The organism is Occallatibacter sp. (genome assembly GCF_049510455.1).
Lineage (GTDB): Bacteria > Acidobacteriota > Terriglobia > Terriglobales > Acidobacteriaceae > Telmatobacter.
Window position 1 is genome coordinate 1 of the sequence record NZ_JBEKYX010000107.1, and the last position, 25,187, is coordinate 25,187.

Here is a 25,187-nt window from a genome sequence, read left to right on the forward strand (position 1 = left end):
GCTCCGTCATAGCCCTCGACCAAGCCATCGAAACGCTACTTCCTCAGATCACCGACCACAATGCCCAGGCTTGGTTCAGACTTCGATTCGGAAAGCCACAATAACTGTGAAAATGATCTAGTCAGCAACCGCATGGAGAGTTGGGTATTTGGAATCTTCGCCAGCATCGCAGTCTTGCTTGTCGCAGTCGGTATATACGGTTTGTTGACTCAGGAAGTCATCAGCCACACGAGGGATATTGGTGTGCGAATGGCTCTTGGCGCAACGCGCATCGGAATCACACGGATGATGTTTGCGCGTATTTCCGTGTTGCTTGGCATAGGACTCGGGAGTGGACTGCTTATGACTCTTGCCCTCCGTCGAGTTGTTGGCAGCATTGTAACGATCCAGCTTGAGCGCGATGGCTTCGTCATTGCTGCACTGATTGCACTGCTTGCCACAATCGGACTTCTGGCAGCGGTGACTCCAATACGACGTGCTGCTTCTATTGATCCCATGCAAACCCTTCGCAGTGAATAGGAGAGATACTTATGTCTTGGCTTAAGCATTTATTTACTCGCCGTCGCCGCTATGACGAGCTTTCCGAGACGATCCGCGAACATCTCGATGAAAAGATCGCGGACCTGACGGACCGCGGCATGACGCGGGAGGAAGCGGAACGAACTGCCCGCCGCGAGTTCGGCAATGTGACGCGGATTGAAGAGCGCAGCCGCGAAGTATGGCAATCGCCGACATTGGAATCAATGTGGGCTGACGTGCGATACGCGTTACGTCGATTAGGCAAGAGTCCAGGATTTACGATCATTGCTTTGTTGACGCTGGCATTGGGTATAGGAGCCAACACCGGCATTTTTACATTGCTCAATGCGGTATTACTCAAGTCACTGCCGGTTCCTGATTCTGAACAACTATTTCTAGTAAGGCAGAACGATAGCCCGGCAGATGAGAGTCTCTTTTCATATCCGCTTTTCCGGCGACTTCACCAGCAATCCCCCGATTCTGCGCCCGTCGCCGCAATGAGTTGGGCCGATTCCTATTACATTGCTACAGGCGGCGGACCACAGGAGCGAGGTCTTGGACAGCTTGTATCCGGCAACTATTTCCAGGTTTTCGAGACTTATCCTGTCTTAGGACGATTGCTTACACCAGAGGATGACAGCAAACTGAGCGGCAGCCCGGTAGCTGTAATTAGCTATCCATATTGGCAAAAGCACTTTGGCGGCGATCCCAACGTGATCGGACACACGGTGGATGTAAATCATGTGCCGCTCACCATTGTAGGAGTGACAGCACGAGAATTCTTTGGCGCGCGTCCTGGAACTGAACCTGATTTCTGGATGCCGTTAACGATGCAGTCGGATGTGCGGTATCACGGCGCCTACAGTAGCCAGGGGGCGGAGCCCTCAAAACCCTGGGTGCCACAAGAGAAAATTGAATGGCTTCAATTGGTTGTTCGCGTCAAGGATTCCTCTGTCATTCCTCACTCTTTAGCTTCGATGAATCAGCAGTATCGGCAAACTCTTAAACTGCTGTTGCAGAATCAGAATGATTTTCAGAGTCAGCAGGCCATATCTCGAAGCCATCTGACACTTGAGTCGGGGCAACAAGGCTTCGCTACACTCAAACGAGAATTTCAGCAGCCGCTGCTTTTGCTCATGGGAATGGCGGGAATGGTGTTGCTGATTGCCTGCGCCAATATCGCAAATTTGCTCTTGGCAAGATCCGTCGCGCGTGGGCGTGCACATGCGATACAGCTTTCGATGGGAGCTAGTCGGGCACGCTTAGTCCGGCAAATGCTAACGGAATGCCTGTTATTGTCCACAGGCGGCGCAATCTTAGGGATTGCTGTGGCTTTCTGGTGTACCAGCGTACTTCCCAAGTGGGCATCTACGGGAGAAACGGCAATTCCGCTTAATCTCGTGCCAGACACTAAAGTCCTGCTATTCAGCTTAATTGTCGCAATAGCCACTGGCGTTTTATTCGGTCTGGTGCCAGCTTTGCAGAGCACGCATGTTGACCCCGCTTCCGTTATGAAGGCAAGTGCCGCCAACATCTCTGGCCATGAGGGGGCAAGCCGTTGGTCGTTACGCAAGAGTCTCGTTGCTTCTCAGGTTGCGCTCTCCTTAGTGCTGCTTGTCGGAGCAGGGATGTTTTTGAGAACACTTTCCAACTACAGCAAATTGAATCCAGGATTTGACCGGAATCACATTCTTAGCGTTCATCTCAACACCTCCCTGGTGGGCTACAAGAAGGAAGAATTCTTGCCGCTCTACCAAAGGTTGATTAACCGGGCAGATGAAATTCCTGGTGTGCGCTATGCGGCCGTCGCAACATGCTCTCTCTCTGATGACTGTCCTGATGCCACGGGCGTGGTTATCGACGCAACTGGAGAAAACAGTAATCAGTCTATTGGCGCTATACATTTCAACAGGGTTTCATTGGACTACTTCAATACTGTAGGCATCCAACTGGTCCAGGGAAGGTTATTCACAACAACAGACAATGCAACTAGCCCCGGAGTGGCCCTAGTCAACCAAACGTTTGCAAAACGCTTTCTCGGCAGCGTGGACCCCATCGGAAAACGGCTTTTCACCAATCCTGATAATGGTCCCACTCATTTCGAGATTATTGGCGTGGTCACGGATGCGCGAGTCAATAACATCCACGAATCCGCTCCACCGTTGATCTATTTCCCGATTGCACAACATCCCGGAAATTTAGACAGCATCGACATTCGTACTGCCGCTGATCCCCAATGGATAGAGGCGCAAGCGCGCCAGGCTGTGGCCGAAGTGGATTACAGACTACCCATCGTTGAAGTTATTCCCTTATCAGAACAGATAGCTCGCAATCTGACACAGGAACGCCTGATTACGCGGGTGACGACCATGTTTGGCTTGCTGGCGCTTGGCTTGGCCTGCCTGGGCCTCTATGGGGTCATGTCATATGCTGTCCAGCGCAGAACAAGTGAAATTGGAGTACGCCTCGCCCTTGGCTCAACAAGGCCAGCCATCCTTTGGTTGATATTGAAAGAAACGCTTCTGGTCGTCAGTGCCGGCGCTGCGTTTGGCCTTATCCTTTCCATCTTCAGCACACATCTGGCGATGGGCTTTCTGTTTGGGCTCTCTCCTGAAGACCCGGCCACGATTGCAACCGCAGCAGGTCTACTCTTCCTGGTATCAATGGCGGCGGGTTTTGTCGCCGCTCGGAAGGCGACTTTGATCGATCCTGTACAGGCATTGCGCGCCGAGTAGAGGAAATCTCATGAATTGGTTCAAACAACTGTTTTCCCGTCGTCGCCGATATGACGAACTCTCTGAGATGATCCGTGAGCACCTCGAAGAGAAGATTGCCGACCTGATGGACCATGGTATGACGCGGGACGAGGCCGAACGATTTGCCCGCTGCGAGTTTGGCAATGTGACGCTGATCGAGGAGCGGAGCCGCGAGGTATGGCAGATGCCGATACTCGAAAGCCTTTGGGCCGATCTGCGATACGCAATGCGCGACCTATCGAGGTCTCCGGCATTTGCTACGACTGCCATTCTCGTGCTTGCTCTGGGGATCGGAGCCAATACGGGCATATTCACCCTCATGCACGCATTACTCCTCAAGAGTCTGCCGGTCCCGAACCCGGACAATCTTGTCCGTATTGCTATCAGTGGAGACTCACCCGATCCTAACGCAAATGGATTGCCATTGAACTTCCTCCTCATGCAGTCCCTGCAACGGCAAGCTAAGTCCTTCTCAGGAATGTTCGGATGGAGTTCCACCGGTGTCGTACTGACCGAAAACCGCACCTCCCGCATCTATCCCGGCGCGTTTGTAAGCGGGAATGCGTTTCAGGTCCTGGAGATGGCACCTACGGAAGGCAGACTTCTCATTCCAGCAGACGACCAGACGGGCGGCGGTGCCGACGGATGGGCTATTGTCATCAGTCACCGATTCTGGATGCAGCATTACCATGGAGACCCATCGGTAATTGGAAAGCAAGTCACGCTGTCCGAGCAGAGCGCCATAATCGTCGGAATTGCTCCGGCGGGGTTTGACGGCGTGATTGTTGGCACAAGTCCTGATTTCTATATGCCACTTGCATTTGAACCCCTCGTACATGGCAAAGAGTCAATTTTGCGAGATACGGGCAGTCTTTGGCTTACGACCTGGGCCCGCCTAAAACCGGGCATTAGCCAAGCAAATGCTCTCGCAGAAATGGACCATCTCTTTGAAGTTGTTATGAATGAGACTGCCCCGTCCATGCAAAACACTCTTTTGGAGAATCGAGCCAGATTTGTGGTCCTCCCAGGCCGGACAGGCTGGAGCTATTTACGTAACCAATACTCCAAACCTCTCTTTCTCCTCCAGACGCTCGTGGGAGTCGTGCTGCTCGCATGTTGCTTCAACCTTGCCGGATTGTTTCTGACACGCATTGTGCGGCGTGAACACGAGTTTGCGGTTCGTGGAGCGCTTGGAGCAAGCCGAACGCGGCTGATGCGGCTGCTTCTGGTGGAATCCCTTGCTGTGTCAGCCGTCGGTGCGGTACTGGCAGTCGCATTCGCATCGATGACGGACCGCTATCTTCTGCAATTTATCAGTAGCCGTGAAGCAGAAACGACCTTATCTGTTAGGCCCGATACATTCACACTGGCCGTTACCGCAGGGTGTGCGATTTTCTGCGCACTGCTCTTCGGTTTCATGCCAGCGTGGCTCGCTGGCCAAGCCTCCATCGAACCGGCATTGAGGCAATCGAACAAGAACATCCTCGCGGGAAGAGGGACTTTCATACGGCGGCTTTTTATGCCTGCGCAGATTGCGCTTGGTCTCGCGATGGTTATCGTAGCAACCATGCTGGGCGCCTCCGTAATGAAGCTGCAAAATAACCATCCAGGTTTTCGCACGGAGAATGTAGTTCTTGTCACCGCAGATTTTGAGGGACTCCCTCAAAAGGATCACGGTCTTGTCCACCTTTATCAAGACATGATTTTGCGTATCGACCAGATGCCTGGAGTGATTGATGCAAGCGTGGCCGAGAATACGCCGCTCAACGGCTGGAGTCATACAGGCGCATTCAGTCAGGAGGCACATTTCAGTTCCGCTGGAGACCTAAGAGAAAAATATTCAGTGAATGATGTGGGAGCCCACTATTTCGCGACTCTCGGCACACAAATACTCGCTGGCCGGGACTTCGCGGGTCAGGACTCGGACGTGGACACCTGTATCGTTAACCGCGCGGCGGCAAACCAGCTCTTTCCGCACGCGTCTGCCATAGGGCACCCCCTTTACCAGCATGTAGTTACTACAACCTCTGGAGCGACCACAAAAGAATGTCGGGTGGTAGGGATCGTTGAAGATGCCAAATACGGCAGCCTGCGACAGGCTGCGCCATCGACGGTATACCTCCCATTTGGAGCTGATACTCGGCGCCTGCAAAGCATGACCTTCATCATCCACGCCCATACACTGACCGAGGGCGAATCGGCCTATCGGAGCGCACTTCACGAACTAGCTCCCGCGAGCCCTGAAGCTGAGCCGGTAGCATTCGCCGTGCAATTCAACGACGCCATCTCTGTAGAACGGTTGCTGTCGGTTCTATCGGGCTTTTTTGCAGCACTTGTAATGCTGTTGAACAGCATCGGCATATATGGATTGACATCCTCGTATGTCGATAAGAGGACCACCGAAATTGGAGTTCGCATAGCGTTTGGTGCTAAACGCCTGGCCGTTTTTAGCATGGTCATGAAACAGGTATTCACCCTGCTCATGATAGGCACTGCGGTGGGCGGCTGTCTGGCTATCCTCGCGATTCACTTGATAAAAGCATTCCTGTTCCAAGTGAACCTAGCGAGTCCCGCTCTCTTTGGAGCAGCTGTCCTGATCTTGTTCCTCAGTAGCTTCATGGCAGCTGCGCTGCCAGCGCGCAGAGCAATTTCCATCGATCCCATGCGGGCGCTACGATCCGAATAGGAGTTTCCCATGAATCGCCTCAAACAACTGTTTACCCGTCGCCGCCGCTATGACGAACTCTCGGAAACGATCCAATCGGTTTTCTTCGGTGTAATTCTACTCGCGGTCACCACCCTGAGGGCACAGACACCGTCATCAGAGCCGACGCCCTTGGGCAAAATGGTTGACCTTGGCGACTATCGCATTCACCTTTATTGCACAGGAAACGGTAAGCAGACAGTCGTGTTGTCACCGGGCGGCGGCGGTTTTTCATTCGACTGGGATTTGGTCCAACAACAGGTACAAACCTTTGCGCGGGTCTGCTCGTACGATCGCGCCGGCTACGCATGGAGCGATCCCGGTCCCCAGCCATTGACGTTCAGGCAGGAAGCGCATGAGTTGGAGTTGGCACTGAAGCTCTCCGGCGAAAAAGGGCCGTACATTCTCGTAGGACATTCGCTTGGTGGTTTGGTCGCGGAAACCTTCGCAGAAGGATATCCGGATGAAACCGCGGGGATGGTTCTGGTAGATGCGCCCGGCCCGGATGACACCTTGGGTTATTTTGGAAAACTGGTTCGTGTTCGAACCCTTGCGCATCGAACGATTCCGCCTATTCAGACAATGAAAACGAGTCCTCCTATTCCAATCAGCGATGCGGAGCGCGAACAGGCTATGAAATACAAGAGCCACAAAATTAACCCGCCGTATGACCGTCTGCCGCCGGAGATTCAAAAGCTGCAACTATGGGCGCAAATATTGCCGCCCCGGGTCGCACTAAGTGAGAAAGAAGATTACATTCCTGAGGAGTTCCAGCTTCTTTACGAAATCCAGCAGTTTGGACATCCGCTCGGTGGAAAGCCGCTTATCACGATGATCGGCATGCAGGGAGCAGGCAAGGAAAAGATCGAAGAAAAGAAGGCGTTTCAGACCCTTTCAACAAATAGCAAAGTCGCTGAAGTTCAGGATGCCGGACACGAAATCCACTTGCAAGATCCAGATGCCGTCGTCAGCGCAATTCACGATGTGATGAACGCAGCTCTTCACCATGCCCGGTTGAAACAATAGTTGGCATTCCAGAATGGTGGAGCTCCATTTCGAGCGAGCCGAAGCAGCAGAGACGGGTTGCCCAGACTATGATCCACGCCATCTGTTGAATCTGTATCTGTACGACTACCTGAATCAAATTCGTTCGTCACGGCGTCTGGAAGCGGAGTGCCACCGCAATGTGGAGTTGATGTGGTTGCTTGGAGGGGGTGTGCCTAGACCACAAGGCCATCGCCGAGTTCAAGCGGATACATCGCGATGCGGTATTGGCGGCACTCCCTCGTACAACTGTTTACTCGTCGGCGCCGCCATGATGAACTTTCCGAGTCGATCCGCGAGCACCTCGACGAAAAACGCGGACTTGGTGGACGGCGGTATGACACGAGAGGATGCGAAACGAGTCGCCCGCCGCAAATTTGTTAACGTGACGCTGATTGAAGAGCGAAGCCGAGAAATTTGGCAAAACTTTTTTGTATCCCTCAAAGAAAAGAATGCGGACCTGAAGGAATGCATTCTCCCTTAGCCTTCGCTCCATTCCGTGGAATTCTTTGGAATTCCGCGGAAATCTTTTCCACGCAGACGCTCGTCTCAAGGCGCATATTCGAGAAGCATCAGTGCTCATCAGCCGGAGGGTCTATGCCATGTGGTACAGTCCGTCTTTGCAACAGCTTCTCTTTCTCGAAGCCGTTTTGGAAGAGGGCAACATTGTTCGAGCCGCCGACCGTCTCCATACGACTCAGCCCACGATTTCAAGGAGCTTGAAAGCATTAACCAATGGGCTGGGAATCAATCTCTTCGACAAAACGCCGCACGGTCTGAAGCCGAGCAGCGTTGGACGGGTCTATGGCACCCAGATCCGCAGTAGCCTGGAACAAGCAAAACTGGCCTTCGATCTTGCACGATACGAAGCCTCCCGGCACCAGCGATCCTTCTACGTCGGCCACTCTCCGTACATTCACGGCAACCTTTTGTCCGTTCTTGAGCAACTCACCTTGCCGGGAAGCGAGGGTCCACCCATTGCTCTCAGAAGCGCAACGACGACGCGGTTAGTATGGCGCGTGCTGCGTGGAGAGCTTCAAGCAGGCTTCGGCGTGTTGCCTATTGTTGATAAGGCTCTCTGGATTGAGCGGGTAGCGCATGAGCCATTCTGTGTCTGCATCGCAGAACATCACCGCCTTGCGACACATTCACGCCTGGCGGTGCGGGAGCTATCGAACGAAACATTGGTCTGGATACCGCGCAGCATACACCGCCTGTTCTACGACCAAATCGTGAACTACCTGCGGACCTTGAAATTCAATCTCCGCCGCTTTCAGGAAGCCCATACGATCACGCAGGCCCTCGACTTCGCCGCGCATAGCGCCGGAGTCGCTTTCGTGCCGCAATCTGCGTCTCGCTTTCAGCGGCCGGGCGTGCTTTTCAAACCTCTGACCGACGATTTGCTCCGTATTGAGACGGCTCTCTTTGTGCGCAGAGATCAGATGCGCTCGTCAGTTAAGGACTTCATCGCAGTCGCGCTGTCCGGCATTGCAGCCCTGAAACTTAATCCTTTGGAGAAACGATAGGGGGCGAGCGGAGACAGGAATCCGGTCGTCCCGAACAGCGTAATCAAGTCGATCTCGAAGGAGGGTATTTACAAATCAGATGCAGTCTCTGGCATTCTTCCAACAAACTCTACGACTCCACGATCAAGCACAGGGCGTTCTCGGTGGTACATCACACTTAAGTTTGGAACGAGCGACAGAATCTCGCTTCTCTCTAGCGGGTTGTGGCTGGCCGAAGAGGATCTCTTATCGGAATCCCATCGCAAGCTGGTCTTACAGATCAGGACACCACCAGGTTTCAGAGCGGACACGATCTTTTCGCAGAGAGCACGGTCCAAGTGGTAGAACAGCACGATCAAGTCGAACTGTGCCGGATCAAAATGGTATTCCGTGGCAGCCATCGCAAAAAGACCAAGTGGCAAACCGAGTTGAAGTGCCGACTGACGGAGCCTGCTGATCGCCACCACGGAGATGTCTACGACGCTCACTTGCCATCCCCGGCTTGCCAGCCATAAGGCATGTCTGCCGAGCCCACCGGCCAGGTCCAGAACAACCCCGGCGTTCGGGAACGAATCCTCTACAAACTGCTTGTAGGCCGACAGGAAGAATGGATCGGGCTTGGTCAGCGAGGTCATCTCTTCCTGATACTTCTGGTCCCAATGCAATCGCTGTTCTTCGGTCTTCATGATGGGCAACTCCTGTGTTCGTGATGTGAGCGCTGTTCCAAATATAATATAGAGGAGTATATTATTTGTTTGAGAGGTGCTCATGTCCCACACCACGAAAGATAAGAAAAAGCTCCTGTCGCGCATTCGCCGCATCAAGGGCCAAACCGAAGCCATCGAGCGCGCTCTGGACGGCGAGGGAGAATGCGAAGAGATTTTGCAGCTCGTCGCGTCCTGCCGCGGTGCACTCAATGGGCTCATGGCCGAGCTGATTGAGGGGCATCTGCGATTTCATGTGCTCGACCCAAACCAGAAGACTCACCCCTCGCAGCTTGAGGCCGCGGACGAGCTGATGTCCGTAGTCAAACGATATTTGAACTAGCAGTTCGGAGGCGGTATGGCAATGGTGAATCAGAACGAAACACGCGACGATTTACTCGAAGTTGCCGAGGCCGGCATTCATCTTCCCCAACCTACAGACACATCCCTGGGGGCGTCTCATGAGGACCATGACCATGATGACGAGCACCACGACCATGAGCACGGGTTTGAGCTTGTCGAGGTGCTGCGCGTTGTCTTCGTGGCGCTGGCAGCTATAGCCGTCTGGTTTCATCTTTGGGAGCCGTTTAATCGCGTTAGCGTCATCGGCCTGGTGGCTACGCTAATCGGCGGGTAGCCAGTCTAGCTTTACGCTGTCTTAATTCATCCGTACCTCTTTCCTACTGCCCCCTAATCGGACGGGGCGAAGGCACTCTAGCCGCCGCCGCTTGCCGTCAATGACGCTTCTCGGCTCCCCCCTGCCCTTCAGGCACGGTTCACGATCGTGCATCCTCCAGTGAATCCGTGCTCTTCTTTTAGCCGCTCAAATATCCGCTGCGCCGTGTGTCGCTGCTTGACTGGTCTCAGCTTGTCGTCGCTCAGAATGGCGTCGATGACGCCCAGCCACGGCCCCAGCTTGGGCCGCTTGATCGGTTGCTGTCGCTGGTAGCCTGGCGGCACCGCGTACTGCAGCATCTTCCGTACCGTCTCTCGCGAAAGCCCAAACTCCCTAGCCACCGCCCGCTGACTCTTGCCTTCTACTCGAACCGCTCGCCGTACACGTCCGTAAATCTCCACCTCGAACATCCCTCCGGTGTTCCACGAGCCATACCTGAATGGCAAATGCTCACGAAACCAAGTTCCGGCGGTGGACTACTTTTACTCCGCCGCAGAGCACCGCTCACGCGGCGCACTGTGGCCTAGTTTTGCACCGGCGTGCATACAAAGGGAGAAAGCCTGGACGTAGCAAATAGCCTCGCCAAACATATCAGGAAAGCGTTGGAGAAGGCTCCCGATCTGCAAACGAACAAATAGGACGGCCATCAATGCACCCATCAATGAGCATCAGGGATTGAGCTCCCATTTAGTGAATGATCCAATGATGCTTAGAATCAACTCCTATAGGTCAACCTGTGTGCAGGAATTTGCCCCAGCGTCATCTGTCAATTGTTGCTAACAGGACAATGCAGTGCGCCGGACTAAACCGGCATGAAGCAGGGAATGGAAGAGTCCTACGAGAAAGGAGTAGCGAACCGCTCGGGCTGATGATCTAAGGCTTCTTCCGTCTCAGCCACCTGGAAACTGGCTTTAAATTAGGTTACACTCCGAATCCACAACGGGCACGACCTGAAGACAACAAATCGCTCAGCCGGTTTCGACCACAACATTCTGAACTACACTTGGGCCTGCATCACGGGTTTGGGAGGCGGCATTGTCGGATTCGACCAAAAGACGGCTCGTTACCTTCTTCGCGGGCTTTACGCTGATCTTTGGATGCGTATCCCTCGTTGTATTGCGACGCAATATGATTCTGGCAGGCGCATTCTTCAACGTCGTTTATCTATCCAACGCCGCAGTGGGGGGCTGGCTCTGTTTGAGACGCGCTTTCAGGTCTCCGCACTTGAAGGCGCACTGGGCTCTGTTATCTGTCGCGATCGGTTCAACTCTAATGGTCGTGATTGTGTCACTGTTCGTGGCAAGGGTATCCTTGATCGCCAACTCCACCACGTTTTTTATCTTCTGCACCTATATTCCGTCCTTTCTCTTAATTTCTTTACCGGCGGGGCGCCGCTACTTTCGCCATTTCCTCTGGCTCGACTTGGTGCAGGCAGTTATAGCGATGTATGTGGGATACACGATCCTCTTCCAGGCCCGTCCCTTTACGCATGACACCCCGGCCGGCCTTGGTGGCGCAGCGTTGTTTCATCTGTTTCTGTGCGCCGACCTTATTGTTTTCGGGGGAGCATTTCTGCACACCCTTTCAGCGGTAAACAAAGACGAGATGCGCTTCTACCGCCTGGTGTCCTTGCTGAGCTTGCTCGCGGTGGCAGCGGCCTTTATTCATAATGTCTTCTTGTTACGCAACCCGAACGAAACGTTGACGGGGATTCCGGTCTTAATGATGGGATTTCTCAACATCTTGCTCATCCTTCATGCTGCAAGAGAAACAATCGATGATCTGCCGGCACAGAACAAAGGACTCATTGCCGACCTGATCAACATCACAAGCCCGGCTCTTCCTTCTGTGGTATTGCTGGCTCTCGGAATGATTGTCGAGAACCGGCATCAGGGCCTTGGCTGGACAGCCATTATCACCGCATTCATCCTTTTTGTTACGCGCGCAACTTTTTACCACAGGAACTTTGAAGCGTTGCATCGCGACCTTGAAGAAGCGCGTGCGGGCTTGGAACGTCTCTCCTACACCGATAGCTTGACTGGCATAGCGAATCGGCGGGCGATTGAAGAGGCTCTCGATTACGAATGGAAGCACAGCCTGCGTTCAAAGTCCCCGATCTCGTTCCTTCTGATCGACGTGGATTTCTTCAAGCAAGTCAATGATCGGCACGGGCACCGGACGGGAGACGAGTACCTGATCGCGATAACAGGAGCGCTGCGTGCCTCGGTGTTCCGCAGCATCGATGTGATCGGACGGTATGGGGGAGACGAGTTTGCGGTCGTGCTGCCCTGCTCCAATGCCTCCGCCGCGGAAATCATTGCCGAAAGAGTGTGCCATGAGGTCCGCCAACTTCGCATCGAAAATCCTTCAACTGCGACGGGCTTTGCTACGGTCAGCATCGGAGTCGCTACATGCCTTACATTTACGGAACTTATGCCGGGAGGATTGCTGAGCGCTGCGGATGATGCTCTGTACACCGCGAAGCGGGCAGGGCGTAATTGCTGGCGGTCCGCGGGTTTACTGCCGGAGGAAAGCAGAGTTCTGTAGTAACCTCCATGAATTTGGCGTGGCGTATTGAGCAATGACTCCAGGCCGATGCGCTCTTCAAGAACCTTAACGGCTGGAAACGCGGATTGGCGATTTATCGCTCATTGACAACCCACGTTCGCAGGAACGGAAAGGCCAACGAATGCGTCGCTGGATCTCAGCTCTTCAACTGAACAATAACGAACAGTAACGACTGCGGGACAGTATTTTAGATTCTAAAAGGTCGAGTGGCGGGAATAACTTGTATCCACTTCATAAACAGTTATTTACCCATCGATATCAATACGAAATAAGGGAACAAATCAGGGCACATTAGCAACGTTCATTCTTGGTCCTTGGTAATCTTCATAAATTCTCGAGGCTCTTATTGGTCGTTGGAGATCACGAGGCGACATTTTTCCTGACCCAGAGTAGGAGGTTTCAATCCCAGCCTTCCAGCCCATAAGACCTCTTCTCATCAGTGTCTCTCCGCAACCATCCCCGAACCGGTAACTGGGATAATTCCAAATGAGGATAAACTCACGCAGGAATAGCCGATTGCATGGCAACTCGTAAATCAAAGTACGATACACAGCGACGCCGATATCTCGATTCCCTGCAAGGATGGAGCCGTAACGCTACTCGACGACATTCTCCATCAGAACAGTATTGGGAATGGTAATGATGCCGCCTTCATGCTCAAGCGTGGTGCCGACGGAGTTGACCTCGACAATGGTGCCACGTACTCCCTGAACTTCAATTGTTCGTCCCACGGGAAAATGGTCACGCACGAACGCTCCCGCAAGAATATTGGATATAACGGCGCGGCTTCCGAAGCCGAGAGCAAGAGCGGTCGCCAGCCCGGCCGAGGTCAAAACAACCGCCAGGATTACAGTGAGAATTGCCGTCTCCACGCCGAGTTGAGCGAGAGTGATGACGATGGTGATCAAAGAAAGAAAGTAGCGACTGATCATGCCGATGGCATTGGCATATTCCAGGTTCGCATTCCGTGCCGACCGCGTCAGAGCGCTCGACAGCAGTCGAGCCACGGACAGCCCGATAAGGAAAATAATGAGTGCCGCTATCAGGGCGGGTAAATAACCTAATAGCTTAGCTATCATCATGGTGAAATATTTCAGGCGAAGCGCTTCTACAGCTGGCAGAACGGCCAGCAGCACGATAATCCAATAAACGGAGACGCTCAGGATGCGGGACAGGCTTCCTGCGAAGCCGAGATCGCTCAGCGTTCGTGTAATGCCATGCCTTCCGGCAAATCGGTCAATCTGCAAAGTTTGGAGAGCTTTCGCTGCCAGTTTTGAGCCACAATAGGCGAGCAGCCATCCCAGAAAAAGGATCAGAAATGCGCTGAGCAGGTTTGGCAGGAACTCCGTGATGCGGTGCAATGCATCGAGCACAGATACCTGCAAAGTCTGAAGAATACTGTGATATAGATCGTTCACGTTCATCCTCTCTCTGTTATGTCCGGGCGGGTAGAATGATGACTCGGGGTGTTCTGGGCTGCCCGGAAAAGCAGCTTCAGCACAATATCCAAAACAATCCAGAAGCCATGGATCTGCGATTGAAACAGCATGCGGGTACCCTGCAGAAGGTTGGCACGCTTGCGAAACCGATTGAATGTCGAGGGTGGGGCCGCAGCAACCAACCTACGAAGTTGCTGGAAATTGTGCTCTTCATTGCTGCCGCCGAAGGTTTGTCGATTTTCTCTCTGGTCCGTCATCGCGTCTCCTGAAACATTCGTTTGAATTCTTCTCTTGCGCGTGCAAGCCGCATCTTTGTAGCGCTCAGACCCACCTGAAGAATATCGCTGATCTCTTTTATGTCGAGATCTATCACATATTTCATAACCAGAAGAGAGCGACTGTTTGGATCCATGCTCTGCAGCACAGCCTGTGTACGCTCGTCCTGCCAGGTCACATTTGTGGAGGCATCGACGATGACATCGCCGTCTGGAAGTGTCCCGGTAGATGTGTAGGCTGTTCTGCGCTGCGAGAGAAAGTTCAGGCAGTGATTGTATGCCACCCGGTAAAGCCAACTTGAAAATGCGGACCTGCCATCAAACTTGCCGATATTCAGAAAAAGCTTGGTCAGTATCTCCTGCAGAAGATCTTCCGCGTCGGTCGCGTTTCCCGTCATCCGGTAGCAGAGTGTATAGACCATGTCCTTATAGGCTGTGATGAGCTGCTCAAACGCCTTGTGCTGATGGGGAAGCTCGCGTTTGCAACGCGCTACCAAAGCTAGATCCTCCCCGGAAGTTCTCATCATTGCAGGTCCTTACCATGAGCAATGCGTGATCATTGCAGGTCCTTACCATAAGCAATGCGCGCGATTTAGCCCATTACATCCACTTGCAACGAGAGACTGCCTCTTCACGGTGTTGAGACCGACACCCTCCTCAGCACATAAGACAAGCGGCAGAGGCAGAAAGTCACACAGTAAAATTATTTACTTTCGGCGTGACCGATGCTATTTCTCCTTTGTCTTAGTGATCGGAAGGCGAGAAACAGGCCTTTCGGATCAAGCATGCCGGACTGAGAATCCTACTACCGGTCAGAAGAAATAGCAAATGCACGATTGGCTCTGACTCCGGGAGGATGGATTAAGTGAAGGCCGTTGCTCTCATGCCGCCAATCGCAAACGGAGAACATTCATGAACCCGGAGCATATCAAAGGCACCGCAGAACAGGTCAAAGGCAAGCTCAAGGAAGGACTAGGAGCCCTAGCCGGAAACGACCGGCTGAAACAGGAAGGGCAAGTAGATCAGATCAAAGGACAGGCACATAAGGTTGTTGGCAATGTGAAGGACGCCGGACGCGACCTGATCGACAGCACCGGTTTCCATAAGAAGTAGTTCACGCGAGCTGCGAACCCGGTCGGTTGCGGCTCGCAGCTTATTTTCAAACTAATCGAGCAAGGAGAAAACTTTTCGCAAATGATGACAACCACCAGGAAGGTCGTTTTTGTTGTCGATGATGAGAGAGTAATTGCCGATACGCTGGCATTGATTTTGAAGCAGGACGGCTATGATGCAAAACCGTTCTATTCGGGCGAATCCGCTATGCGGGAAGGAGAGCTATCTCCTCCTCAACTATTGATCAGCGATGTTGCCATGCCTGGGATGTCGGGGATCGACTTGGCTATTTACTTCAGAAGGCGTCATCCGGACTGCAAGGTTCTTTTGTTTTCCGGTCAGGCAAATACAGCACATTTACTGAAGAAGGCGGGCGGGGAAGGGTATCGCTTTGAGATTGTTAGCAAACCCATTCATCCTGCCGATCTGTTGACGAAACTCCGTCACGCGGAATTGGAATTGGTGAACTATTCTTCCGTGCTAGAAAATGCACAACTGGTAAAGGAGCTTGTGAAATGAAACTCAGAAATATGGTACTTGCACTGTGTTTATCGGACACAGCCAGCCTCAATGAACGTATCAACGATGCTCGCGATGTTGTGCGACAGATCATGATAACTCCGGACAAGGCAATTCCGAACGGCATCGCGCGACAGGCAACCTGTGTCGGCGTAATCCCAAGTGTCAAGAAAGCCGCTTTTATCGTGGGCGCTTCCTACGGCCAGGGAGTGGTTACTTGCCGGACTCGCTCCGGATGGAGCGCTCCTGTCTTTATCCGGCTTGCAGGTGGCAGCTTCGGATTTCAGATAGGCGGCCAGGCAACGGATCTTGTTCTTGTCGCCGTCAATGACAAGGGTTTTCAGGATTTGCTCAAGTCGAAGTTCAAAATCGGCGCAGATGCAGCCGCTGCCGTAGGACCTGTCGGAAGAAATGCAGCAGCAGCTACGGACCTGAAGCTCAATGCAGAATTGTTGACATACTCCAGATCGAAAGGCGTCTTCGCCGGAGTGGATCTGAATGGTGCGGTGGTGTCACAGAACACCGATGATACCAATGCATTCTATGGTGGCCACGCGGGAGATTTTGAACACATTCTTCATGGCAATGTTCCTGTTCCGGCCTCAGCAAAGCCATTCGTTGCCGCCGTTGGCAGGTATTTCCGTGCAGCCCATGCAGGACAGTGAACTAATCGCATCTTGAAGGTGCAGGACGATGCCTTAGTTCTCATCGTTGTGTAAATCAAAAAGGAGACTATCTATGTTTATTTTGTGGTGGATCATTGTCGGCCTGATCGCAGGCTTTGTTACCGGAAAACTCATGAAAGGCAGCGGATTTGGCGCTGTGATGGATATCGTCGTCGGCATCGTCGGCGCGGTTATCGGAGGCTTTATCATGCGCAGCCTCGGATTCGCCGGCCAGGGTGGGTTGATTTACACCGTGCTTGTCGCAGTGATCGGAGCCGTGATCCTGACTCTGATGCTTCGCCTCATCACAGGCAATAAATCAAAAAACCTGTAGTCGACTCAGGAGGAAATCGTATGTATCGATTGAACCTTAAATCATGCAGTACGCTTTGCGCTGCTCTCATCTTCACTATAGCGGGATGCCATCCGAACAACAAAGAACCGGACACCAATCCTGGAATTGCCGACTAAGTTGTAATTCGACATGGAGGAACGGCCGATGGCTGTCATGATGCAGGCGTTTTATTGGGATGCTCCGATAAAGGAAAACAAACGAGGCGAATGGTGGAACTGTATCCGAGAGAAAGTGCCACAACTGGCAGCGTCGGGATTCAATACACTATGGCTCCCCCCTGTCAGTAAGGCTGCTGATCCCAACTCCAATGGTTACGATCCTTACGATTATTTTGACCTGGGAGATTACGACCAGAAAGGATTGGCAAAGACTCTTTATGGAAATCGAGCGGAACTTGAAGAAGTGATCCGCTCATTACGCCAGCACAACATGAGTGCGATTGCGGATATGGTAATCAACCATAATTCCGGAGCCGATGAGGAAGAGACCAATCCATTGGACGGTCAGAAACGATGGACGAAGTTCATTCCTAAAAGCGCCAGGTTTGCTCGTGACTGGAATTGCTTTCATCCGAGCCGCTATGAGCGAACGATGATCGAAGGCGAGAACTTCGCAGACTTTCCGCACCTCTGTCACCGAAATCCGCGAGTCTACACAGCCATGTTTGAATATGCCCGCCTTCTGATTGAAGAACTCGACTTTGACGGTCTCCGGTTCGACTTTGCAAAAGGGTATGGAGCCTGGATGATTGGATTGTTGGCCAAGTACCAATATCAGAAGAAGGATGGCCGTGAATTCTCTCCTTTTGTTGTCGGAGAGTACTGGTCCGGGCCGGCAGATATTGGGGGATGGCTGGATAACATTTGCGCTTTCACGGACCAGCAGATTGCCGCATTCGATTTCCCATTGCGCTACAAGCTGAAGTATGTCTGTGACAGTCCTAATTACGATCTGCGTAACCTTACCGACGAAGGGTCAGTGTCCGCAGCCCGTCCGTTTAATGCCGTGACCTTTGTGGACAATCACGATATGCGCGGCGATGAAGTCGTGAACGATAAGATGCTCGCCTATTCGTTCATCCTTACCGGAGATGGCTATCCCTGCGTTTTCTGGTGGGACTACTTCAACTGTGGATTAGCGCGGCCTGGAACGCCAAACGGGATCGATGCGCTTATTGCCGCGCATCATCAACATGCTGGCGGCGAATCGTCGATTCTTCATGCCGACCCCGATCTGTATGTTATGCAGCGTGCTGGTACAGAAACGCAGAGCGGGTTGGTCTACGTACTGAATAACCTGGGCAACCAATGGAGCGGAACATCGGTGAAGACAAGATGGCCCAATCAGAAATTTAATCCGGTTGCATGGGCCGGCTACGATTCGGCTCATCCAGACCGAAGAACGACCGATGCGGATGGCAACGCTGAATTTCCTGCGCCGCCGCGGGGATATTGTGTCTATGTGCCAGACGCTTCTTGATATCTCCCCGCATTTTCAGGAACTATGCGGGTCATTCAGACTAACAGCGTTGTGCGTGGCCCGATTATCAATTCGCTATTAAGTGAAAGATGAATCCATCAACTTTTACATCCACAGTCAGGAGGCTCTTTACTCAAATGAAAGATATCATTCTTGGACTTTTATTCATTCTTTCCGGCACGGCCGTGACAGCAGAGGCATTTTTCCACGCTTCAGCTCATCAGGATTCGCTTTCGGGATGGCACGCGAGCCACTCACCGGTTGGCTCTCTCCGGGATTTGCGATTCAGATCATTCCGGCGGAGTGGACGGGCGAACGCTTTGATTACAACGAGAGTTGGCAGAACAGCTACATGGCCCGGCTCGGATTCGTCTTCAACCTATGTTGATACAAGAGTCAGTGTCCAGATTGACAGACGTTTTGTCGGTACCTACATGCAACTGTAAAGGTTGAGAAGCCATCTCCATCTCAGCGAGTTTACTACGTTGAGAGTCGGCTCAATAAAAACCGACATATCGGATCGGTAAGCGGAGCACTCGCTATTATTTGCTCGCAAATTTATTTCACGAAAGGTAGGTACGAAATGAGCATAGAAACGATGCAGGAACTCTTGATCGACGAGTTGAAGGATCTTTATTCCGCGGAGAAGCAGATCGTCCGCGCTTTACCCAAACTGGCGAAAGCCGCATCCACGCCTGAGTTGCAACAGGCTTTCCTTAGTCACCTGGAGGAAACCAAAGGGCAGATTGTTCGCCTTGAAAAGATCTCGGATCTAGTTGGAAAGAAACTTACCGGGAAATTATGCGTGGGAACGAAAGGTGTACTGGAGGAAGGCTCGGAGGTATTGGAGGAAACGGAGAAGGGCGTGGTTCGTGACGCCGGTCTTATTTCGGCAGCACAGCGTGTCGAACATTACGAGATGGCAGGATACGGATCCGCGCGAGATTTCGCCAAAACACTTGGACTCTCCGAAATAGCGTCTCTTCTGGACGAAACACTTGGCGAGGAGAAGAATGCGGACAGGAAACTTAGTGTGATCTCGAAGCAGGTCAATCAGGCGGCAAAACGCGCTAGTTGAATCGATGCCGATCTACGAAATCTACACTGCGTACCGGTTAAGGAGAACTCATGTCAAAGAAAATCAGTAAGTCTCGAGAGACATCTCATGAAAACATAGATGATCTGAACGGTACAGGCGGAGAATTGCATCAACTCGCTGGCGGAACACATTCGCCCATGACGACACAGACAGGCACCGTCATCGGTGACGATGAGAACTCACTCAAGGCCGGTGAGCGCGGCCCCTCGTTGCTCGAAGACGGTGTTCTTCTGGAGAAGATCCAGCACTTCGATCACGAGCGCATCCCCGAACGGATCGTTCATGCGCGCGGCTTTGGAGCGCACGGCTATTTTGAATTAAGCGATTCGCTGAAAGGCATCTCCCGTGCCGCCATCTTTAATGAAGTCGGCGTCAAGACGCCGCTGTTTGTGCGTTTCTCGACGGTAGCCGGGAACAAGGGTTCCAGCGATCTCGCACGGGATGTCCGCGGCTTCGCCGTGAAGTTCTATACGAAGGAAGGCAACTGGGACCTAGTTGGAAACAATATCCCTGTCTTCTTTATCCAGGATGCGATCAAGTTTCCGGACCTGATCCATGCGGCGAAAGAAACGCCGGATCAGGCTTTTCCACAAGCTCAGACGGCTCACGACAGTTTCTGGGACTTTGCTTCGCTGATGCCAGAATCGACACACATGCTGATGTGGGCCATGTCGGATCGCGCAATTCCCCGCTCGTTACGCATGATGGAAGGCTTCGGTGTCCATACCTATCGTTTTCTCAACGAAGAAGGCAAAGCGACCTTTGTAAAGTTTCATTGGCGGCCGAAGTTGGGCATGCAATCGGTGGTATGGGACGAAGCGCTGAAAATCTCCGGTGCCGATCCGGACTTTCATCGCCGCGATCTCTGGAACGCGATCAACGAAGGGAGCTATCCCGAATGGGAGCTTGGTCTGCAACTCTTCGATGAAAAGTTCGCCGATAAGTTCGACTTCGATGTATTGGATGCGACGAAGCTCATCCCGGAAGAGGTTCTGCCGCTTCGCGTTGTGGGCCGGATGGTGCTCGACCGCAACGTGGACAACTTCTTCGCCGAGACGGAGCAAGCAGCGTTCTGCGTGAGGAACGTAGTGCCAGGCATCGACTTCACCAACGATCCTCTGCTGCAAGGCCGTATCTTCTCCTATCAGGATACTCAGCTCAGTCGTTTGGGTGGTCCGAACTTCCAACAGATTCCGATCAACGCGCCTAAATGCCCTGTCATGCACTTGCAGCGCGACGGCCATATGCAGATGACTGTGCCGAAGGGACGCGTAAATTATTCACCGAGTTCGATCCAGCCCGATACACCACGTCAGGATCCGCACCGAGGATTGTCGAGTTTCGCTGAGCCGATAGAAGGAAGCAAGCTCCGGATTCGCGCCGAATCCTTCGCCGATCACTTCTCACAGGCACGGCAGTTTTTTTATTCTCAGACGGAACCGGAGCAAAACCACATTATCTCGGCCTTCATCTTTGAGTTGAGCAAGGTCGAGACAAAGGCGGTTCGCGCGCGCATGGTCGGACAGTTGGCGAACGTCGATCCAAAGATTGCCCAGAGAGTGGCAAATGGATTGGGGCTGCAGTCGGACATCACGCCTGTACCAACCACACAGAAAGCGCGTACCGACCTCAAACCTTCTGCCGCACTCAGCATTCTGGCCAAAGCAAAGGAGACACTGGAAGGCCGCAAAGTAGGCTGTCTGGTCGCGGATGGAACAGACGCGAGACTGGTGAGTTCACTGCGAGCAGCCGCGAAGAAACTGAATGCTGATTTTGCCATAGTCGCGCCGAAGGTCGGAGGAGCCGTTGCGTCGAATAACAAACTGATCGAAGGTGATTTCCAACTCGCGGGCGGTTCTTCAGTGCTCTTTGATGCTGTCTTTGTGGCCATTTCAGAAAAAGGCGCCGCGATGCTTCAGAAGGAGGCCGCAGCCGTAGCCTGGGTGCATGATGCATTCGCTCACTGCAAAGTCATTGGAGCCACCGAGGCTGCGCAACCTCTTCTCGATGCGGCTGGAGTCATTCCTGACGAAGGAGTTTTGGTCGGCACTGATGCTGATGCTTTCCTTGACACGGCGGCGAAGGGCAGAATCTGGGATCGGGAACCAAAAGTGAAAACGGTTTATTGACGGCTGTGGCGTTCGGATCGTAGCGTGCTGTGTATAGCAGCACATCTCACCAAACCTGAAATAGAAAAATAACGGATTTTAGTCATGAGGAGAGGTTTATGAATTTATCAGAGGATAAGCGCGTACAGGCAGGCGAAGCGAAAGAAGGTCAAACGACAGCTTTGATTGAGGCATATACCTCGAAGGTGCCAAGTGGGTTTTACCTGGGAGCGGCGATCGCTTCGATCACCGCATCGGTGGTCTTTAAAGTAAGCAAGAAAGACCATGCCGCGTTATTTGTAGGCCAATGGGTGAACAAGATGGTGAAGCAGCATGGCTCGGATGCGGCAACGCGGACATAATGCAGCCATAGTTAAACGACTCGTCGACTAATATACGTCAGTGATTCATGATGAGTGCTCCCGTTGTCCACGGAGCGAGAGGAACGATAGAGGCGATTCACAGTAGGGTCAATAGATGGAGATTGCTTAGTATTTCCATGATAGTTTTTCCCTGAAAAGGAGGAAATATACATCGCATCTCCCAGCCCATCGATGAACGAACCAATATCTCCCAGATTGCAAAAGCGCGTTTGGCGTCTGGTGTCGTGGTTTCCTCTACCCTCTCTGTGGAGCCTTGACGGTGTCTCCGTCTGGACTGCGGTGAAGCATGTCTGGTTCGGTTTGTTTGAAGACAACATCGCCAGCAGAGCGGCTGAACTCGGCTTTTATTTTATCTTTGCATTGTTTCCTGCGCTGTTTGCAGCGACCTCGCTTCTTGGCATGATCGCTGGATCGTCCAGCCATCTTTATGACTCCCTCATTGCTTATCTTTCATTAGCTCTTCCGCCTGCGGCGATGGGGACCGTTCTTAACACTTTCCGTCAGATTACTTCGTCAGCCAATGGAGGAAAGCTCACATTCGGACTGGCTGTCTCATTATGGTCCGCATCTGTGGGCTTTGCGGCCATTCAGGATGGATTGAATATTATCTACCAAGTAAAGGAGACACGTTCCTATCTCACTGCTCGCCTTTCAGCTATTGGGGTTACGATTCTGCTTTCGATCCTCATCACCCTGATGCTCGGCAGCCTGCTCGGGGCTGACTATATCGGGAAGTGGGCCGAAGCATACGTTCACCCTCATCTCATTGCGGTCGTACTGATCTTTCTGGCTAAAGCAATCGGTTGGGCTCTTGTTCTTGCATTGTTGCTTCTGGTCTTTGCTGTGATCTACTACTTTGCGCCGAACGTACAGAGGAGCCGATGGCATTGGATCACTCCAGGGGCAACCGTCGGCATTCTCGGATGGGTTCTGGCTTGTATCCTTTTCCGTATTTACGTCCATCAGTTCAACACCTACACCGTGACATACGGCTCACTGGGGGCGGTCATTATTCTGCTCACCTGGTTTTACCTCACCGGCTTTATGTTGCTCCTGGGCGCGGAGATCAATAGCCAGATTGAAGCCGTGATTACTTCAAAGCGAGTGCTGGAGCGGGATGAAGCGAAGCGGGATGGGCAAGCCTCAGAAGAGGCATAGTATCGAATAATCAGGCTTCCTGCCGCTATTGCGAGCTAAAGTTGACCTTCATGCTGCGCACGGTGCTATTCGACTATACGGGCGCTTTCGCTCTGCGAGCGCGTCGCGCAGCTTCCGTTGAACCCATGCGGGCGTTGAGAGCGGAATGACAACACTGACACCTGTATCCGTAGTGGAGGCAACGCCGGAGCAACTGACTATTGGAATCTCTCGCTGAGGGAAGCCTGCTTGTGAATGTTCTCGCGCTCGGGATAGAGCGGCCCCTAGTTTACTTGCCGTCTCCATTGCTCAATATGGCAGTGTCACACTCAAAAGCGAGAATGGCCTGTGGGAAGAGTTCCAGTTTTCGAATCCCGAGCGCCTTGTGAACTTCCTGAATGCTCTCAATTCATTCACTGCATCATTTGAGGCAGTCGCCCATGTCTAGCCGTTCAAACCACTGTGCAGGCACTTGCCGCTTTCCGACGGATGTGGTCCATTCCCTGCTCACTGGAATGTCATTTCCAATTCAACGCCGGAATAGTTCACCCGTGGAGCAATCTGGCGCCCCGGACCTTCCTCGAAATGCACCAGACCGTAGCGCTCCATTGTCTTGAGCGTTCGGGACAGGTTTGACTTGGCACGCCCGGTTTTCTCGGCCAGCTCATTAAGGGATTGCGGTTGCATCTTCACGATCAGCGCAAGCAAAGCACGGTTCTTGTCGGAAAGGACCTGAGACATAGTTTCAAGAGACTGGAACCAGACTTTAGGCTCATTGGGAGCAGGGACGTATTCTCCCCGCGCGATAGACATGGTCCGCTTCTTGTACTCTTCGAGTGTGGCGATACCGACTTTCAGTGTGGTCATGACGGGTTACTCCTTTTCTGCAAGATAGCTTCAACCTCTGTCCAGAAGTCCGCGAGAAGCGTAACGGCATCCGCGTACGTGCTCCCGGACCACTCCCCTCACGGACTGCGTGTGCGTTGTCGAAACCGAGCAGCCGCTCGCCGTCTTCGTCATGAAGCGTCAGCGAGTAGTTCAGCCCATGGGGGCGCTCGGGCGAAACCGCAACCTGCTTTACGACAAACTTGACCCAACATTTGCCGTCCGCATCGGCGACAAAACTCTCGCCGTCGAGCAGCAAGAGAGTATCCAGGCTGAGGTCACGACCTGTCATTCTTGAATGTTATCACCCGTTCATAACTTAGGCAAATAGAAAGCAGTTTTAGAAGAACTGGAACCCACGCAGAACCGTACCGCCCACCGACCTTTAGGCATGAACCCCAAAGGCCACCACCTGCAAACGAGCCTCAAAACGAGGGAACAAACGAGGGAACAATAACTGGAAGATTCTGTATCTTACTGATTCCTAACGGCAGTTAGGGGTCATCTACGCCGCTCTAGTTCTTTTAGAATCAGTTATTTAGCCTTCTCATAACCCAAAGGTCGTAGGTTCAAATCCTACCCCCGCAACCACACGAATTTGCCGTGACGTGGTATCTCCGGCAAACTCTTCCTTTTCATGCCCCAGCAGGTTCCAGTTGCCCTCCGCCACGTAGTGTGGCTTTTCGTTGCCGTTCCGGGCCTGTGGCATCATCCGAATCTCGGAAACATGCTTCAACAACTCTTTCCGGGCTGCAACCGGATCGCCAGCAACCTTCGCGTCACGAAGCTGCGGATGTCCGACAAATGGGCGTCGACGGAATCGGTTCCCCCTGCCAGTAGCTGGTCGGTAATGCCCCGCAATTGCTGTTGGCGCTCGTGGATCGCAGCAACCAGGAAAGCCGAGGGGCCTGTAGCCGCTGCGGTCTCGGCCAGCCGTCTCAACTCCCCTTCGAGCTTCTCCTTGCGTTCACGCATCTGCGCCAATTGGTTTGTGAGATTGGCAAACGCATTTTTGACGTGGTTTCCGAATTCGTCCAGAACGTACTCGATAGCCTCGCGCTTCAGAACCTGATTCTGCAGTTCGTCCAGCAGCCGTCCTTCGAGCCAGTCCCGCCGTACCGTGACGGCGTTCGAGCAGGTCCCGCGATTGAAGTGCTGTGAACAGCCGTACTTCGGATACTGGCCGTAAGACCCATATCCGCTGACGATGATCAGGCTGGCGCCGCACGCCCCGCACTTCAGGAGGCCGCTGAG

General features: G+C 52.9%; 27 protein-coding genes and 1 pseudogene. 20 read left to right on the plus strand and 8 right to left on the minus strand.

The window, feature by feature from the left end; all coding sequences use genetic code 11:
- Positions 1-60 precede the first annotated feature (60 nt).
- The 6 genes from ABSG47_RS17460 (at position 61) to ABSG47_RS17485 (ending at position 8,549) form a co-directional block, all read left to right on the plus strand.
- Positions 61-519, plus strand: coding sequence for an FtsX-like permease family protein (locus ABSG47_RS17460; protein WP_424170983.1), 459 nt, complete (start codon positions 61-63; stop codon positions 517-519).
- Between the two features lie 11 nt (positions 520-530).
- Positions 531-3,254, plus strand: a complete 2,724-nt coding sequence (locus ABSG47_RS17465) for an ABC transporter permease (RefSeq protein WP_424170984.1) — start codon at positions 531-533, stop codon at positions 3,252-3,254.
- Between the two features lie 10 nt (positions 3,255-3,264).
- Positions 3,265-5,961 (plus strand): ABC transporter permease, encoded by a 2,697-nt coding sequence (locus tag ABSG47_RS17470; protein WP_424170985.1) that lies wholly within the window; start codon positions 3,265-3,267, stop codon positions 5,959-5,961.
- A 9-nt stretch (positions 5,962-5,970) separates the two neighbouring features.
- Complete coding sequence (locus ABSG47_RS17475; protein ID WP_424170986.1) at positions 5,971-7,005, plus strand: alpha/beta hydrolase; 1,035 nt, start codon at positions 5,971-5,973, stop codon at positions 7,003-7,005.
- A 13-nt stretch (positions 7,006-7,018) separates the two neighbouring features.
- Positions 7,019-7,507, plus strand: a complete 489-nt coding sequence (locus ABSG47_RS17480) for a transposase (RefSeq protein WP_424170987.1) — start codon at positions 7,019-7,021, stop codon at positions 7,505-7,507.
- Positions 7,508-7,643: 136 nt separating this feature from the next.
- Positions 7,644-8,549: a LysR family transcriptional regulator gene (locus ABSG47_RS17485; RefSeq protein WP_424170988.1), complete on the plus strand. Its 906-nt coding sequence runs from the start codon at positions 7,644-7,646 to the stop codon at positions 8,547-8,549.
- A gap of 68 nt (positions 8,550-8,617) precedes the next feature.
- Here the strand turns inward: ABSG47_RS17485 and ABSG47_RS17490 are convergent, their stop codons facing one another.
- Positions 8,618-9,214: a class I SAM-dependent methyltransferase gene (locus ABSG47_RS17490; RefSeq protein ID WP_424170989.1), complete on the minus strand. Its 597-nt coding sequence runs from the start codon at positions 9,212-9,214 to the stop codon at positions 8,618-8,620.
- A gap of 82 nt (positions 9,215-9,296) precedes the next feature.
- On the opposite strand from ABSG47_RS17490, the gene ABSG47_RS17495 reads away from it, so the two are divergent.
- Entirely contained in the window at positions 9,297-9,575 is a 279-nt protein-coding gene (locus ABSG47_RS17495; RefSeq protein ID WP_424170990.1) for a metal/formaldehyde-sensitive transcriptional repressor, read from the plus strand.
- Between the two features lie 15 nt (positions 9,576-9,590).
- The gene (locus tag ABSG47_RS17500) at positions 9,591-9,869 is read left to right on the plus strand and encodes a hypothetical protein (RefSeq protein WP_424170991.1); all 279 of its coding nucleotides are present in this window, start codon (positions 9,591-9,593) and stop codon (positions 9,867-9,869) included.
- A gap of 140 nt (positions 9,870-10,009) precedes the next feature.
- Here ABSG47_RS17500 and ABSG47_RS17505 read toward each other — a convergent pair.
- Positions 10,010-10,318: pseudogene (locus ABSG47_RS17505) on the minus strand (IS21 family transposase); the annotation flags it as partial.
- A 625-nt stretch (positions 10,319-10,943) separates the two neighbouring features.
- On the opposite strand from ABSG47_RS17505, the gene ABSG47_RS17510 reads away from it, so the two are divergent.
- Positions 10,944-12,455 carry a GGDEF domain-containing protein gene (locus tag ABSG47_RS17510; protein WP_424170992.1) on the plus strand — a complete coding sequence of 504 codons (1,512 nt, stop codon included), beginning with the start codon at positions 10,944-10,946 and terminating at the stop codon, positions 12,453-12,455.
- A gap of 617 nt (positions 12,456-13,072) precedes the next feature.
- On the opposite strand, the gene ABSG47_RS17515 is transcribed toward ABSG47_RS17510, so the two are convergent.
- The 3 genes from ABSG47_RS17515 to ABSG47_RS17525 are packed head-to-tail and all read right to left on the minus strand — an operon-like array spanning position 13,073 to position 14,687.
- Positions 13,073-13,900 (minus strand): mechanosensitive ion channel family protein, encoded by an 828-nt coding sequence (locus ABSG47_RS17515; RefSeq protein WP_424170993.1) that lies wholly within the window; start codon positions 13,898-13,900, stop codon positions 13,073-13,075.
- On the minus strand, positions 13,897-14,172 hold the full coding sequence (locus ABSG47_RS17520; RefSeq protein WP_424170994.1) for a hypothetical protein: 276 nt from the start codon (positions 14,170-14,172) through the stop codon (positions 13,897-13,899). Before ABSG47_RS17520 ends, ABSG47_RS17515 begins: the two co-directional genes overlap by 4 nt.
- Positions 14,169-14,687 (minus strand): RNA polymerase sigma factor, encoded by a 519-nt coding sequence (locus tag ABSG47_RS17525; protein WP_424170995.1) that lies wholly within the window; start codon positions 14,685-14,687, stop codon positions 14,169-14,171. Before ABSG47_RS17525 ends, ABSG47_RS17520 begins: the two co-directional genes overlap by 4 nt.
- A 415-nt stretch (positions 14,688-15,102) precedes the next feature.
- Here ABSG47_RS17525 and ABSG47_RS17530 point away from each other — a divergent pair, with 415 nt between their 5' ends.
- The 10 genes from ABSG47_RS17530 to ABSG47_RS17575 all read left to right on the plus strand — a co-directional run bounded on the left by ABSG47_RS17530 (position 15,103) and on the right by ABSG47_RS17575 (position 23,069).
- Positions 15,103-15,303: a CsbD family protein gene (locus tag ABSG47_RS17530; RefSeq protein WP_424170996.1), complete on the plus strand. Its 201-nt coding sequence runs from the start codon at positions 15,103-15,105 to the stop codon at positions 15,301-15,303.
- Between the two features lie 81 nt (positions 15,304-15,384).
- Positions 15,385-15,822: a response regulator gene (locus ABSG47_RS17535; protein WP_424170997.1), complete on the plus strand. Its 438-nt coding sequence runs from the start codon at positions 15,385-15,387 to the stop codon at positions 15,820-15,822.
- A complete protein-coding gene (locus ABSG47_RS17540; protein ID WP_424170998.1) occupies positions 15,819-16,487 on the plus strand; it encodes a lipid-binding SYLF domain-containing protein in 669 nt (222 codons plus the stop codon). Before ABSG47_RS17535 ends, ABSG47_RS17540 begins: the two co-directional genes overlap by 4 nt.
- Before the next feature lie 73 nt (positions 16,488-16,560).
- Positions 16,561-16,821: a GlsB/YeaQ/YmgE family stress response membrane protein gene (locus ABSG47_RS17545; RefSeq protein WP_424170999.1), complete on the plus strand. Its 261-nt coding sequence runs from the start codon at positions 16,561-16,563 to the stop codon at positions 16,819-16,821.
- Between the two features lie 165 nt (positions 16,822-16,986).
- A complete protein-coding gene (locus ABSG47_RS17550; protein ID WP_424171000.1) occupies positions 16,987-18,321 on the plus strand; it encodes an alpha-amylase domain-containing protein in 1,335 nt (444 codons plus the stop codon).
- Positions 18,322-18,559: 238 nt separating this feature from the next.
- Entirely contained in the window at positions 18,560-18,709 is a 150-nt protein-coding gene (locus ABSG47_RS17555; protein WP_424171001.1) for a hypothetical protein, read from the plus strand.
- Positions 18,710-18,904: 195 nt separating this feature from the next.
- Positions 18,905-19,399 carry a YciE/YciF ferroxidase family protein gene (locus ABSG47_RS17560; RefSeq protein ID WP_424171002.1) on the plus strand — a complete coding sequence of 165 codons (495 nt, stop codon included), beginning with the start codon at positions 18,905-18,907 and terminating at the stop codon, positions 19,397-19,399.
- 158 nt (positions 19,400-19,557) lie between these two features.
- The gene (locus tag ABSG47_RS17565; RefSeq protein ID WP_424171003.1) at positions 19,558-21,549 is read left to right on the plus strand and encodes a catalase; all 1,992 of its coding nucleotides are present in this window, start codon (positions 19,558-19,560) and stop codon (positions 21,547-21,549) included.
- Between the two features lie 98 nt (positions 21,550-21,647).
- The gene (locus ABSG47_RS17570; RefSeq protein ID WP_424171004.1) at positions 21,648-21,890 is read left to right on the plus strand and encodes a hypothetical protein; all 243 of its coding nucleotides are present in this window, start codon (positions 21,648-21,650) and stop codon (positions 21,888-21,890) included.
- Positions 21,891-22,130: 240 nt separating this feature from the next.
- On the plus strand, positions 22,131-23,069 hold the full coding sequence (locus ABSG47_RS17575) for a YihY/virulence factor BrkB family protein (RefSeq protein ID WP_424171005.1): 939 nt from the start codon (positions 22,131-22,133) through the stop codon (positions 23,067-23,069).
- 486 nt (positions 23,070-23,555) lie between these two features.
- On the opposite strand, the gene ABSG47_RS17580 is transcribed toward ABSG47_RS17575, so the two are convergent.
- Complete coding sequence (locus ABSG47_RS17580) at positions 23,556-23,915, minus strand: HVO_A0114 family putative DNA-binding protein (RefSeq protein WP_424171006.1); 360 nt, start codon at positions 23,913-23,915, stop codon at positions 23,556-23,558.
- 109 nt (positions 23,916-24,024) lie between these two features.
- Here ABSG47_RS17580 and ABSG47_RS17585 point away from each other — a divergent pair, with 109 nt between their 5' ends.
- Complete coding sequence (locus ABSG47_RS17585) at positions 24,025-24,231, plus strand: hypothetical protein (protein WP_424171007.1); 207 nt, start codon at positions 24,025-24,027, stop codon at positions 24,229-24,231.
- 249 nt (positions 24,232-24,480) lie between these two features.
- On the opposite strand, the gene ABSG47_RS17590 is transcribed toward ABSG47_RS17585, so the two are convergent.
- A complete protein-coding gene (locus ABSG47_RS17590; RefSeq protein ID WP_424171008.1) occupies positions 24,481-24,645 on the minus strand; it encodes a hypothetical protein in 165 nt (54 codons plus the stop codon).
- A 20-nt stretch (positions 24,646-24,665) separates the two neighbouring features.
- Positions 24,666-25,187 (minus strand): recombinase zinc ribbon domain-containing protein (locus tag ABSG47_RS17595; RefSeq protein ID WP_424171009.1); only part of this gene is annotated, 522 nt, incomplete at its 5' end.